This is a genomic window from Agromyces luteolus, from assembly GCF_009729855.1.
Classification (GTDB): Bacteria; Actinomycetota; Actinomycetes; order Actinomycetales; family Microbacteriaceae; genus Agromyces; species Agromyces luteolus.
In genome coordinates this window covers 78,767-91,302 of the sequence record NZ_WODA01000025.1, presented here as the reverse complement: position 1 = coordinate 91,302, position 12,536 = coordinate 78,767, and the positions used below count along the sequence as shown (strand labels likewise).

The window sequence follows — 12,536 nt, the reverse complement described above, 5'->3', positions numbered from 1 at the left end:
CGATGAGGGCCGGAGTGCAGTCGTGCATTCCGGCCCTCGTCCGTCGCCGGGGCAGCGGCTCCACACTTGGCGCCGATTTCCTTCTACACCCGCTCGTCACCTTCTACTCGGCGGGTCTCCCCGCTTCCTACTGTTGCCTTCAGCTCATGAAGCGACCGTCGGAACGACCCGTCGGCCGGCCGAGCGGATTCTCGAAGGAGCGAACACGCAATGGCGCGTAACCCGAAGCAGACGGCCAGCGAGGCGGATGGCGTCACGTACCGTCGCGCGAAGACCTGGGAGATCGCCCTCTCCCAGATGAACAACGGCTCGGCGATGATCTTCTACGTCCTCGTCGGCCTCATGAGCTACCTGCAGAACGCCGGCTATGGCATCGCGGTCGCCGCGGCCGGACTCATCCTCACGTTCACCCGCGTGTTCGACGGCCTGATCGACCCGCTGCTGGCGCTCATCATCGAGAAGGTGAACTTCCGGTTCGGCAAGCTGCGGTTCTTCATGCTGGGCGGATGGCTCATCCGATCGCTCGCGATCCTCATGCTCTTCGTCTGGGCGGCCGACACCGGACTCGGCGCGGGCTTCTTCATCGCGATGTACGTCGTGTACATCATCGGCTCCTCGATGAACGACATCGCCGGGCAGATGACCGGGCCCGTACTCACCAACGACCCTCGGCAGCGCCCGACCGTGCAGGTGTGGTCGACGGTCTACGCGTACTTCGTGCCGGCGATCTTCACGATCCTGTCGACGGTGGTGTTCCTGCCCCGCCACGGCAACGAGTTCACGGTCGAGATGCTGAGTGAGACTGCGCTCACGTACGTCGCATGCTCGCTGGTCTTCCAGATCCTCGCCTGCATCGGCGTGTCGAGGATCGACAAGCCCGAGAACTTCGCCCACCTCTCGGTGGACCGGGCCAAGGCCGAGGTCTCGATGCGCGACATGTGGAACCTGCTCACGAAGAACGGGCCGTTCCAGCGGTACCTGATCAGCGGCGCGTCCGACAAGCTCGCCCAGGTGGTGAGATCGCAGGCTGTGATCGCCACGCTCATGTGGGGCATCCTGCTCGGCAACATGCAGCTCGGCTCGGTCCTCGGCCTCATCGCGATCCTCCCGGGCATCGTGTTCGCGATCTTCGGTGCCCGCTACACCGGCAAGCACGGCTCGAAGGCCGCGACCGTCACCTGGACATGGATCTGCCTGATCCTCGCCGCGCTGCTCACGGTCTTCTGCCTGGTGGTCGACATGGGCTCCATCCTTGGCAACCTGGCCCTCACGATCGGGTTCTTCCTCGTGTACCTGCTCCTGAACGGCGCCTCGATGGTCGTGACCGTCGCGTCGGGTGCCATGCGGGCCGATGTCATCGACTACGAGCTGGACCGCTCGGGCAAGTTCCTGCCCGCCACGGTCACCGCGACGTACAACATCGTGGACCAGATCATCTCGTCGCTCGGCGCGACGCTCGCGCTCGGCGCGGTCGCCCTGATCGGCTTCACCACCGTGATGCCCCAACCCACGGACAGCCCGTCCACGCCGATCCTGCTGATGAGCCTGCTGCTCTTCTTCGGCCTGCCGATCCTCGGCTGGGTGTGCACGCTCATCGCCATGCGCGGCTACAAGCTCGACCGCGCAGAGATGATCGAGGTGCAGAAGCGCGTCGGCGAGCGCAAGGCCGCGCTGGAGGCGGCCGAGCACGAGGCCGAGGGCGTCCTCGCCTGATCTCGCGCCGGCCCCGGGGGCCGCGGATCCGATGCGATCCGCGGCCCTCGCATACGTCAGGTCGTGTGGGCCTCGCGGTACGCGGTCGGCGTCATGCCGTGCGCCTCGCGGAAGACCTTCACGAAGTAGTTCGCGTCGTCGTAGCCCACGAACAGGGCGATGTCGCGAACGCTCTGCGAGGTGGTGGCGAGCAGTCGGGCCGCACGCTCGGCCCGCTGCCTGGCCGTGTAGGCCGCGATGGTCAGGCCGGTCGCGGCCTTGAACCTGCGTGCGAGCGTCGACGCCGAGACGCCGAGCCGCTCCGCCAGTTCCGTGGTCGAGACCTGGCTGCTGAGGTGCAGGTCGATCTCATCGGCGACCTGACGGACCAGCTGCGGGTAGCTGCGCTGCTGATGGCGGCGCACGTGGCGGCAGAAGTCCGTGACCATCTGCGCGGTGAACGAGACGGCGCGACGCTTGTCGGAGGTGTGTCCGATGCGGTGCAGTCGCTGCGCGTACTCCTGCGAGATCGCGTCGATCGTCACCGGAGGCAGCCCGCCGCGCTGGGCCGCGACCCGCGCCATGATCCGCAGGATCGTCGTGCCGAGGAACGGCGTGTTCAGGTAGCTGATCGTCTGCGGCATCCGCCCCATCCGGTGCAGGGCCGCCAGTGCCCGCTCGGAGGACCCGTCCGCGACCGCATCCATGAACTCCCGCTCGAGCCGGTATCGCTCCTCGATCACCGTGAAGGCCGCAGACTGCGGGGCCTCGCCGAATCCCGGCGTGATCGCGCCGCCCTCGGCGACGACCTCGCGAAGGCTCCCGAGGAGTTCCTCGCTCCCGGCCGCCTGCAGCATCGCCGCGGCGCCCCGGTAGACGTATTCGGCGTCCACGATCGGATAGCGGGTCCGGTACAGCTTGTAGACCGGCAGGTGAGCGCTGGGGATGCCGAGTCGGCTCAGGACCTCTTCGGCCACTCCGGGGTGCATCGGCTCGTGCGTGTAGGGGCCGATGACGAGCAGACGGTCGCCCCAACGTGCCAGAGCGATCGCCATGCCGAGGGGCTCAACGATCTCGTGCACGACCTGTGGTTCCATCTCCCGCACGAACCCGCGCAGCACGGCGGCGGTGAACGCGGGCTGGATGCGGGGATCGAGGCAGTGCGCGGCCTCGAACGCGTCGAGAGCCGCCGCGACGTCGGGCGCGAGCTCCACCGGGCAGCTCAGCACCTGGGCCACGGCGGCCACGACCGCTTCGAGCGTCGCGGAACTCGGTGCGGGTGACGTCGTCGCCATGAGGGCCTCGGTTCGTCGCTTCCGGAAATGGTGCCGAATCAGTGCTGATCGTGCATGACCAGTTCTATCATCTCGTCGCGTCGGCTTCGTACGGTGGGCGAAGCCGCACCGGCGCGCGCCGGTGCATCCACGTCGAAGGAGACACCCATGACGCCCGCTGCCACCCACACCCGACGAGTCGTGACGATCCACGACGGTTGGGCGTTCGCGCCCGTCGAGCTGTCGACGGCCTCGAGCTGGGAGGATGTCGCTACGGCGGGCGAGCAGGTCGTGCTGCCCCACACGTGGAACGCCTTCGACGGACAGGCGGGCGGCGAGTACCGTCGCGGCCGGTCGACGTACGCACGTGTCATCGAGCCCGACGCAGCCGACGACGAGACCTGGATCGAGTTCGCGGGCGTGAACTCATCGGCCGAGGTGCACTTCGGCGGAAGACTGCTCGCCCGCCACGACGGCGGCTATTCGACGTTCCGCGTCGACCTGACCGAGGGCCTCGCCGCCGGCGCGCGCACCCTGCTCGTCGTCGTCGACAACGCGGCGAACGAGCGCGTCTACCCGCAGCAGGCCGACTTCACCTTCTACGGCGGCATCTACCGCGAAGTTCGCCGCATCACGGTCGGCCGCGAGCACTTCGACCTCGGAGACCACGGCGGCCCCGGCCTCACGGTCACCCCGACGCTCGAGGGAGACCGCGCCGAGGTGGCACTGCTCGCCCGAGCGATGGTCCGGGATGCCGCGACCGGTGTGCGCTTCACCGTCGAGGGCGAAGCCGCCGCGACCGTGCCCCTCGTCGACGGCGAGGCCCACGCGACGCTGGCGATCGAGCGCGTGCGCCGTTGGCACGGCCTGCGCGACCCGCACCTCTACACCGCGCGCGCCGAGCTGCTCTCGGGCGACACGGTGCTCGACACCGTCGACCTGCGGTTCGGCTGCCGCGAGTTCGCCGTTGACCCCGAGCGCGGGTTCCTCCTGAACGGCGAGGAGTACCCCCTGCGGGGCGTCTCCCGCCACCAGGACCGCGAGGGCGTCGGTAACGCGATCACCGAGGAGATGAAGCTGCAGGACCTCGCCCTACTCCAGGAACTCGGCGTCACCACGGTGCGGCTCGCGCATTACCAGCACGACCAGCGCTTCTACGACCTCTGCGACGAGGCGGGCATCGTCGTGTGGGCGGAGATCCCGCAGATCACCGTCTTCCTGCCGGGCGCGACCGGGAACGCGGGCGACCAGCTCACCGAACTCATCGTGCAGAATCGCCACCACGCGAGCATCGTCTGCTGGGGCCTGTCGAACGAGATCACCCTCGCCGGCTCGGGCGACGAGGTGGTCGCGGCGCACCGCGAACTGAACGACCTCGCCCACGAGCTCGACCCCACCCGCCTGACCGCCATGGCGAACCTCTTCCTGCTCGAGACCGACCACCCGCTCGTCGGCCTGCCCGACGTCATGTCGTACAACCTCTACTTCGGCTGGTACGTGGGCGAGGCCGCCGACAACGACACCTGGCTCGACGACTTCCACGCCGCGTACCCCGAGATCGCGATCGGCCTCGCCGAATACGGCGCGGACGCAAACGCGCAGTTCCAGTCCGCCGCACCCGAGAAGGGCGACTACACCGAGGGCTACCAGGCCCTGTACCACGAGCACATGCTCGCCATGATCGAGCAGCGCCCGTGGCTGTGGGCGACCCACGTGTGGAACCTCGCCGACTTCGGATCGGCCGGGCGTGACGAGGGCGGCGCGGCCGGCCGCAACCAGAAGGGGCTCGTGTCGTTCGACCGCACCCTGAAGAAGGACGCGTTCTACCTCTACAAGGCGGCCTGGTCCAGCGAGCCGTTCGTGCATGTCGCCGGGCGTCGCCGCGCCGAGCGGGCGGAGGAGGTCACCGAGGTGATCGTCTACTCCAACCAGGACCACGTGGTGCTCACGGTCGACGGCGTCGAGATCGGCGCCGTCGAGAGCCGCCGGGCATTCCGGTTCCGCGTGCCGCTCACGGGCGAGCACGAGATCACCGCCCGCGCGGGCGCGCTCACCGACACCATCACGCTCCGCAAGGTCGACGAGGTGCCGGCCGCGAGCGTGATGCCCACCACGACCATCGCGAACTGGTTCGACGATGCCGAACTGCCGAGCCCCGACGGGTTCTACTCCGTGCGAGACTCGCTCGGCGACATCAAGCAGTCGGAAGACGGCGCCCGCGTCATCGCCTCGGTGATGGAGGCCGTCGCGACCAGCCGCGGCGAGGTCGGCCACGGCGTCGAGATCCCGCCCGCGATGCAGGCCATCGTCGACCGCATGAGTGTCGAGAAGCTCATCAAGCAGGCGGGCGGCGTATCCATCGAGACCGTCGCGGCGCTGAACGCCCGGCTCAACCTCATAGCCAAGTGACCATGCCGCCACGAGATCCCGCCCGCCTGCTACCGGCCGACCCGTCGACCAGGTCGGTCGCGCTCGACCTGTACGCACGCGTGGCCGGCAGCCCGATCATCTCGCCGCACGGCCACGTGCCCCCGTCCTTGCTGCTGCGCGACGAGCCGTACGCCGACCCCGTGTCGCTGTTGGTCACAGGCGATCACTACGTGACCCGGCTGCTGCACGCCGCGGGGGTCGACCTCGCCGACCTGGTCGTCGACGAGCGGGCCGGGCGCGACGCGCGCACGGTGTGGCGCACGCTCGCCGCGCACTGGCACCGGTTCGCCGGAACCGCCTCCGGCTACTGGATCGAGGAGGAGCTCGACGGGGTCTTCGGCATCACGACTCCGCTCGGCCCCGACACCGCGGATGCGATCTACGACGAGATCGCCGCCGCACTGGCCCGTCCGGAGTTCCGGCCGCGCGCGCTGTTCGAGCGGTTCGGGATCGAGTTCCTCGCCACCACCGACGACCCGCTCGACGATCTATCGGAGCATGCCGCGCTCGCGGCATCCGCTCTCGGCGGTCGAGTGGTGCCGACGTTCCGTCCCGACCGATACCTCGACCCCGACGCGGCCGGATTCACCGACCACGTCGATCGGCTGCTCGGCGCGACTGGACACACCGGCGACTTCGACGGCTACCTCGGTGCGTTGGAGGACCGGAGGGCGCACTTCATCCGGCACGGCGCGGTCTCGACCGACAACGGGGTCGAGGAGCTGTTCACGGTCGATCTCGATCCGGGCGAGGGCGAGCGGCTGTTCCAAGCGGTGCTCGCCGGCACTGCGAGCGCGGGGGACCGGCGCGCATTCCGCGGCCACATGCTCGTGCAGATGGCGCGGATGAGCGTCGACGACGGGCTCGTCATGACGATCCACCCGGGCGTGCTCCGCAACCACTCCACGGCCACGCACACCGCCTTCGGGCCCGACACCGGGCACGACATCCCCATCGCGACCGAGTTCACGCGCGGCATCCGCCCGCTGCTGGAGCGCTACGGCCTCGAACGCGACTTCCACCTCGTGCTGTTCGCGGTCGACGAGACGACGTACTCGCGCGAGCTCGCGCCGCTCGCCGGGTTCTACCCGAGCGTCTATGTCGGCGCGCCGTGGTGGTTCCTCGACGCACCCGACGCGATCGCCCGCCACCGGGCCGCGGTGACCGAGACCGCGGGCTTCTACCGCAGCAGCGGGTTCATCGACGACACACGTGCGTTCCTGTCGATCCCGGCACGTCACGACACCGCCCGACGGGTCGACGCCGGATTCCTCGCGCGCCTCGTCGTCGAAGGCCGGGTGCGGATGGACGCCGCGGAGCGCATCATCGACGACCTGGTCGACGCCATCCCCCGAGAGGTGTTCAAGCTGTGACCGCCGACACTGCGATCCGGCTCGCTCGTGCGACGACCGGTGTGCCGACCCCGCCGGAGCGGATCGTGCACCTCGGACTCGGCGCCTTCCACCGCGCCCATCAGGCCTGGTACACCGCACACGCATTGGACGCTGCTGAGTGGGGGATCGTCGCGTTCTCTGGCCGCAGCCGCGACCTCGTCGACCGGCTCACCCCGCAGGACGGCCTGTACACGCTCGTCGAGCGGGCCGCGGAGGGCGACCGGTTCGAGCTGATCCCGTCGATCGTGCGCGTCGAGGCCGGCGATGACGTGGCCGCGTTCGTCGCGGCCGTCGCCGACCCGAGGATCGCGATCCTCACGCTCACGATCACCGAGGCCGGCTACCGGCTCGACGCAGACGGTTCGCCGAACCTCGAGGATGCCGCAATGGCATCCGATGTCGAGCTGCTCGCCGCCGCGTTCGCGAACGCCGGCGAACTCCGGTCAGCGCAGCCCGCGACGGCGCTCGGCCGGGTGCTGCTCGCCCTCGACGCTCGCCGCCGCGCCGGATCCGGCGCGATCGCGATCGTGCCCTGCGACAACCTGCCCGACAACGGCGGGCTCCTGCGGCGCGCGCTGGCCGGTCTCGCACGCCGCACGTCGGCCGAACTGGCGGTCTGGTTGGGTATCTCGGTCTCGGTCGTTTCGACGTCGATCGACCGCATCACGCCTGCCATCGACCTCGACACCGAGCCACGCGCGGTGCGCGACGCGACCGGATGGCTCGACGCCGCGCCGGTCGTGACCGAGCCGTTCGCCGACTGGGTGCTCGAGGGCGACTTCCCCGCCGGTCGACCCGACTGGGAGTCCGCAGGCGCCCGGTTCGTCGACGAGATCGCGCCGTGGGAGAACCGCAAGCTCTGGATGCTGAACGGCGCCCACACCGTGCTCGCCGCGTTCGGACCGACCCGCGGCCACGCGGTCGTGTCGGACGCGATCGACGACCCCGTGTGCCTCCGCCTCGTCGAGGCGCTCTGGGACGACGACGCCCGCCAGCTCCCGACCTTCGACCTCGCCGACTACCGCGCGGCGCTCCTCGAACGCTTCCGCAACCCCCGCATCGAGCACCGGCTCGCCCAGATCGCGCAGGACTCGACCACCAAGGCGCGCCTGCGCATCGTGCCGGTCGCGCTCGGCGAGCTCGCCGTCGGCCGACCCGCGACCGGGTGCGCCGCCGCGATCGCCGCGTGGATGCTCGGCGTGCGGGCGGGCACAGCGCCCGCACCGCACGGCATCGATCCTGCGGCGATCGCCGAGCTCGACGCATCCGCCCGACACGCCCTGCTGACCGCGCTCGATGCGCGGCTCGCCGCCGACGCCGGCTTCGCGACCCGCGTCTCGGACGCGATCGCCGTGCTCGAGACATCCTGACCCCGAACCGCTCACCCACGATCCACGGAGCACCGAATGAGCACGAGCATCGACAAGGCTGAGGTCATCGTCACCAGCCCCGACCGCAACTTCGTCACCCTCAAGATCACGACCGCCGACGGCCTCACCGGCCTCGGCGACGCGACCCTGAACGGCCGCGAACTCGCCGTCGTCGCCTACCTGCAGGAGCATGTCGTGCCGCTGCTCATCGGCAGCGACGCGAGCCGCATCGAGGACACCTGGCAGTTCCTCTACCGTTCGGCGTACTGGCGCCGCGGCCCGGTCACGATGGCCTCGATCGCCGCCGTCGACATGGCCCTCTGGGACATCAAGGGCAAGGAGGCCGGGATGCCCGTCTACCAGCTCCTCGGCGGGGCGTCGCGCAACGGGCTCATGGCGTACGGGCACGCGTCGGGCAAGGAGCTGCCCGAACTCTTCGACTCGATCCGCGCCCACCAGGAGCAGGGCTACCGGGCGATCCGCGTGCAGACCGGCGTGCCGACGCTCAAGGCGATCTACGGCATCGCGGCGCAGGGCGCCGACGTCGGCGACGCATCCGTCCGGTACGACCACGAGCCCGCGCGCCGCGGCGCGAAGCCGGTCGAGGAGGACTGGGACACGCGCGCGTACCTGAACCACCTGCCCGGCGTGTTCGAGGCCGTGCGGAACGAGTTCGGCCCAGACGTGCCGCTGCTGCACGACGGGCACCACCGGATGACCCCGATCCAGGCCGCCCGCCTCGGCAAGGACCTCGAACCGTACGACCTGTTCTGGCTCGAGGACTGCACGCCCGCCGAGAACCAGGAGGCGCTGCGCCTCGTGCGCCAGCACACCACCACCCCGCTCGCGATCGGCGAGATCTTCAACACGATCTGGGACTTCAAGGACCTCATCCGCGACCAGCAGATCGACTACGTGCGCGGCGCGGTCACCCACATGGGCGGCATCAGCCCGCTGAAGAAGACGCTCGACTACGCGGCGATGTACCAGGTGAAGTCGGGCATGCACGGCCCGACCGACATCAGCCCGGTCGGCATGGCCGCCGCGATGCACCTCGGCCTGTCGATCCACAACTTCGGCATCCAGGAGTACATGCGCCACGGCGCGAAGACCGACCGGGTGTTCGAGCAGTCCTTCACCTGGACCGACGGCTACCTGCACCCGGGGGAGAAGCCCGGCCTGGGCGTCGAACTGAACGTCGACGAGGCCGGGAAGTACCCGTACGAGCAGGCCTACCTGCCCTACAACCGACTCCTCGACGGCACCGTCCACGATTGGTGACCGCGATGACCGAGCAGGCCGCGTCAGCCGGCGTGGGCGCGGATGCCTCTGCGACGGCCGCAGCGGTCGTTGTGATGGGGGTGGCAGGGGCCGGGAAATCGACCCTCGCCGCCGCCGTTGCGGACCGGCTCGGCGGGGTATTCGTGGAGGCCGACGATCTGCACTCGGCTGAGGCAAAGGTCCAGATGGCCGGCGGGATCCCGCTCACCGACGACGACCGGTGGCCGTGGCTCGCCCGGGTCGCCTCACGCGTCCGGGACGAACTCGCGGCGGGGCGTCCGGTCGTCGTCTCGTGCTCGGCGTTGCGCCGCGCGTACCGTGACGCGCTGATGCGGGACAGCGGCGCCGAGCTCGCATTCGTGCACGTGCACGGCAGCGCGGCGCAGCTCGCCGAGCGGATCGGGCAGCGCACCGGGCACTTCATGCCCGCGACGATGCTCCCGTCGCAGCTCGCAACCCTCGAACCGCTCGGTGACGACGAGCACGGAGTGGTGGTGCCGCTGGATCTTCCCGTCGAAACGGCCGCCGCGCAGGCGGTCGCGTTCCTCGACGCGGATGCCGCGTGCCGCGACCGGACTCCTGAACGCCCGGTCTCCTGAACAAGAAGGACGCCGATGTCTTTTCACCGATCCCGCAGGGATCCCAGCGGCGAACGACGAAGGGATGACTCCATGACCGCAGCTTCCGCACCATCGATCCGCTGGGCCATGCTCGGCACGGGGATGATCTCCCACCAGTTCGCGCCCGATCTGCAGGCCGTCTTCGGCGCGGGCAGCGTTACCGCGGCCTGGGGCCGTGACGAGCAGCGGACCGCCGCATTCGCCGAGAGGCACGGCATTCCGGCGTGGTCGAACGACGTCGCAGAGGTGCTCCGACGCGACGATGTCGACGCCGTGTACATCGCGACGCCGATTGCGACCCACCTGTCGATCGCGCTCGACGCGATCGCCGCCGGGAAGCACGTGCTCATCGAGAAGCCGATGGCCGCCAGCGCCGCAGAGGTCGCGCAGATCTTCGACGCCGCCGATGCCGCCGGGGTCTTCGCGATGGAGGCGATGTGGATGAAGTTCAACCCGCTCCACGTCGACCTCATCCAACGGCTCGAGGCCGGTCTCGCCGGCGAGCCTCGGAACGTCTCGGCGACGTTCGGCATGCCGTCGCAGGCGACGGGCCGCTCCTGGACGGCCGAGCGCGGCGACAGCGCGGTGCTCGACCGCGGCATCTACGGCGCCACGCTCGCGCAGTGGGTGCTCGGCGAGCCGGTCTCGGTCGAGGCATCCGGCGTCACGGTCGACGGTACCGACGTGGAGGCGCGGGCGACGTTGACCTTCGCGAACGGAGCCCGCGCCGACGTGGCGTGCTCCGCGATCGGTTTCCTCGACCAGGCCGCGACGATCAGCGGCACGCTCGGATGGATCACGATCGACCCGATGTTCTGGGCGGGCACCACGGCACGCGTCCACGCCGGATCGCGCGAGGCGATCCTCCACTCGCCCGAGCGGGTCGAGCACCCCCGCGACGGTTCGGGGTTCCGGCCGATGCTGCGTGCCGTCGCCGACGCACTCGCGGCAGGTGAGCAGCAGGTCTCCCGACACGACTGCGCGGCGACGCTCGCGGTCGCACAGACCCTCGACGAGATCCGAGCCCGGGTCTTCGCCTCTGATCGCACGCTCGCCGGCTGAGCCGTTCACCATCGCCAGGCCACCCACCTTCATTCCCGTCACCATGAGCACCCCGGCCGAGGAGATCGCATGACCCGCAATCCCACCGAACCCACAGGAGTCACCGGGCCCATCTGGACCCTCGGATTCGCTCCGTGGCAGGCCCACTCGCTCACCGGCCCGGCCGGCGCACGCGTCATCATCGACAATGACTTCGCCGGCGATCCCGACGACCTCGTGCAGCTCGTCCACCACCTGCTGTCGCCCGTGGTCGAGATCCCTCTCATCATCAGCTCCCATCTGCGGCCCGGCGACCGCTGGGATCCGACTGGCCGCTCGGCGGAGAACGGCGCCGGGATCGTCAGGGACGTCTTCACACGGATGGGCTTGACCTCGTCCGAGGTGATCGTGCAGGGCACCGAGCTGCAGCTGACCGATCTCGCCACGCCGCAACCCTCGCCCGCGGTCGACGCCATCATCCGCGAAGCGATGCGCGACGATGTGAGCACGCCACTCTTCTACGCCGCCGGCGGCGGCCTCACGGACCTGGCGTCGGCGCTGCTGACCGAGCCCCGGGTCGCCGAACGGATGACGCTGATCTGGATCGGCGGCGCCGAGCACGCCGACCTCGCGAGCCCGCCGCCTGGGGCGATGCCGATCGAGTACAACCTCCTCATCGATGTCGTCGCCGGCCAGGTCGTGTTCAACGAGTCGGCCATTCCGATCTGGCAGGTCCCCCGCGACGTCTACCGGCAGTGCCTGATGTCCGAGACCGAACTTCGGGTTCGTGTCGCGTCGACCGGTCCGATCGGCGGCTACCTGTTCGACAAGCTCCGGTTCGTGTTCGACGGCGTGGCCGGGCACGGTCGCGGCCGAGCTGGTGCATACGCGCTCGGCGACTCGCCGCTGGTGCTGCTGACCGCCCTCACCACGCTCTTCGAACCCGACAGCGCCTCGAGCCGACACATCGTGTGCCCGACGCCGGAGCTGCGCACCGACGGAGGGTATGAGCCCCGCCCTGATGCGCGTCCGATGCGGATCTACACCCAGGTCGACAACCGGCTCATGTTCGAGGACTTCATCCTCAAGCTCGAGGAGTTCGAGGGCTGGCGCGCGGCCGGGGAGTGAGGCTCGCGCGACCCAAGGGGGATCCCGACTTTCACGGAGCGGGTCCGATCTCTGTGGCCTTTTTGCGGCTCTTTTGGTCCCCAGACACCGGCGTGCGACGGCATCAATCGGCGATTCCCGCTCGGGCCGCTTGCTCCGCTCTTCCTTATACTTGCTGGCATCCACAACCAACACGTGCGCGCCCGCCAGGGTGCATCCCGTCAGGGGGTCAGGGGTTCGAGTCCCCTCAGATCCACCAAAAACCCCTGATGAATCGCAAGATTCTCAGGGGTTTTCTCGTTGCTGAGGGGCCTGTGAAGGGCCGTT

The 12,536-nt window shown here is 69.6% G+C and carries 9 protein-coding genes; 8 read left to right on the top strand and 1 reads right to left on the bottom strand.

Annotation, left to right across the window (positions count from 1 at the left end; genetic code table 11):
- Positions 1–210: 210 nt before the first annotated feature.
- Positions 211–1,713 carry an MFS transporter gene (locus tag GLX25_RS14105; protein ID WP_155843095.1) on the top strand — a complete coding sequence of 501 codons (1,503 nt, stop codon included), beginning with the start codon at positions 211–213 and terminating at the stop codon, positions 1,711–1,713.
- 56 nt (positions 1,714–1,769) lie between these two features.
- Here the strand turns inward: GLX25_RS14105 and GLX25_RS14100 are convergent, their stop codons facing one another.
- On the bottom strand, positions 1,770–2,987 hold the full coding sequence (locus tag GLX25_RS14100) for a helix-turn-helix transcriptional regulator (RefSeq protein WP_155843093.1): 1,218 nt from the start codon (positions 2,985–2,987) through the stop codon (positions 1,770–1,772).
- Between the two features lie 147 nt (positions 2,988–3,134).
- Between GLX25_RS14100 and GLX25_RS14095 the strand changes: the two genes are divergently transcribed.
- The 7 genes from GLX25_RS14095 (at position 3,135) to GLX25_RS14065 (ending at position 12,230) form a co-directional block, all read left to right on the top strand.
- Positions 3,135–5,375 (top strand): glycoside hydrolase family 2 protein, encoded by a 2,241-nt coding sequence (locus GLX25_RS14095; RefSeq protein WP_155843091.1) that lies wholly within the window; start codon positions 3,135–3,137, stop codon positions 5,373–5,375.
- Positions 5,376–5,377: 2 nt separating this feature from the next.
- The gene (gene uxaC, locus GLX25_RS14090) at positions 5,378–6,769 is read left to right on the top strand and encodes a glucuronate isomerase (protein ID WP_155843089.1); all 1,392 of its coding nucleotides are present in this window, start codon (positions 5,378–5,380) and stop codon (positions 6,767–6,769) included.
- Positions 6,766–8,160 carry a mannitol dehydrogenase family protein gene (locus GLX25_RS19415; protein ID WP_271192367.1) on the top strand — a complete coding sequence of 465 codons (1,395 nt, stop codon included), beginning with the start codon at positions 6,766–6,768 and terminating at the stop codon, positions 8,158–8,160. The genes uxaC and GLX25_RS19415 overlap by 4 nt, the downstream gene beginning before the upstream one ends.
- 36 nt (positions 8,161–8,196) lie before the next feature.
- Positions 8,197–9,441 carry a D-mannonate dehydratase ManD gene (manD, locus tag GLX25_RS14080; RefSeq protein WP_155843087.1) on the top strand — a complete coding sequence of 415 codons (1,245 nt, stop codon included), beginning with the start codon at positions 8,197–8,199 and terminating at the stop codon, positions 9,439–9,441.
- Between the two features lie 5 nt (positions 9,442–9,446).
- Positions 9,447–10,040: a gluconokinase gene (locus GLX25_RS14075; RefSeq protein WP_155843085.1), complete on the top strand. Its 594-nt coding sequence runs from the start codon at positions 9,447–9,449 to the stop codon at positions 10,038–10,040.
- 72 nt (positions 10,041–10,112) lie between these two features.
- Positions 10,113–11,123 carry a Gfo/Idh/MocA family protein gene (locus GLX25_RS14070; RefSeq protein ID WP_166548831.1) on the top strand — a complete coding sequence of 337 codons (1,011 nt, stop codon included), beginning with the start codon at positions 10,113–10,115 and terminating at the stop codon, positions 11,121–11,123.
- A 69-nt stretch (positions 11,124–11,192) separates the two neighbouring features.
- Complete coding sequence (locus GLX25_RS14065; RefSeq protein WP_155843081.1) at positions 11,193–12,230, top strand: nucleoside hydrolase; 1,038 nt, start codon at positions 11,193–11,195, stop codon at positions 12,228–12,230.
- Positions 12,231–12,536 lie beyond the last annotated feature (306 nt).

What these genes read in the sequence shown, in the direction of transcription:
- GLX25_RS14105 (WP_155843095.1), top strand. Translation starts at nt 211, where the DNA reads ATGGCGCGTAACCCGAAGCAGACGGCCAGCGAGGCGGATGGCGTCACG.
- GLX25_RS14100 (WP_155843093.1), bottom strand. Translation starts at nt 2,987, where the DNA reads ATGGCGACGACGTCACCCGCACCGAGTTCCGCGACGCTCGAAGCGGTC.
- GLX25_RS14095 (WP_155843091.1), top strand. Translation starts at nt 3,135, where the DNA reads ATGACGCCCGCTGCCACCCACACCCGACGAGTCGTGACGATCCACGAC.
- uxaC (WP_155843089.1), top strand. Translation starts at nt 5,378, where the DNA reads ATGCCGCCACGAGATCCCGCCCGCCTGCTACCGGCCGACCCGTCGACC.
- manD (WP_155843087.1), top strand. Translation starts at nt 8,197, where the DNA reads ATGAGCACGAGCATCGACAAGGCTGAGGTCATCGTCACCAGCCCCGAC.
- GLX25_RS14075 (WP_155843085.1), top strand. Translation starts at nt 9,447, where the DNA reads ATGACCGAGCAGGCCGCGTCAGCCGGCGTGGGCGCGGATGCCTCTGCG.
- GLX25_RS14070 (WP_166548831.1), top strand. Translation starts at nt 10,113, where the DNA reads ATGACCGCAGCTTCCGCACCATCGATCCGCTGGGCCATGCTCGGCACG.
- GLX25_RS14065 (WP_155843081.1), top strand. Translation starts at nt 11,193, where the DNA reads ATGACCCGCAATCCCACCGAACCCACAGGAGTCACCGGGCCCATCTGG.